The sequence below is a fragment of the Staphylococcus cornubiensis genome, assembly GCF_900183575.1.
Classification (GTDB): Bacteria; Bacillota; Bacilli; order Staphylococcales; family Staphylococcaceae; genus Staphylococcus; species Staphylococcus cornubiensis.
Map to the genome: position 1 here is coordinate 1 of NZ_FXUZ01000089.1, position 397 is coordinate 397.

Genomic DNA, 397 nt, shown 5'->3' on the forward strand with positions numbered 1-397 from the left:
GACAAACCGCTGTAAAATCCGTTCCATATCGGACGTTATTTCAAAAGCCTTTGGCAGGAAGAACTTTTGTTTTAATGACGATGTGGGCAGCTTCCACGATTGCAATTCAAGGCTTTGGCACGTGGGTTCCCACCCTTTTGGTAAAAGAAGGCGTATCAATGGATGAGTCTATCGTATACGTCACTCTGGGAACGATCGGTGCCCCGCTGGGCGCTCTCATTGCCTCGCAAATCTCTGACCGTGTGGATCGAAAGTGGGCCATTTCTGTTTTATCGTTAATTATTATGGCGCTTGGATTCTTTTACGGCATCAATCCTTTGCCGATGGTCATTGTCATATGCGGATTTCTCATGCATATGTTTGAGCGTACGTTCAGTTCGATCGCATATGCCTATAC

At 46.1% G+C, this 397-nt stretch carries 1 protein-coding gene; it reads left to right on the forward strand.

Annotated features, from left to right (window positions below; translation table 11 throughout):
- On the forward strand, window positions 1-397 hold a 397-nt coding region (locus CCE82_RS12675; protein ID WP_119184425.1), incomplete at both ends, for an MFS transporter.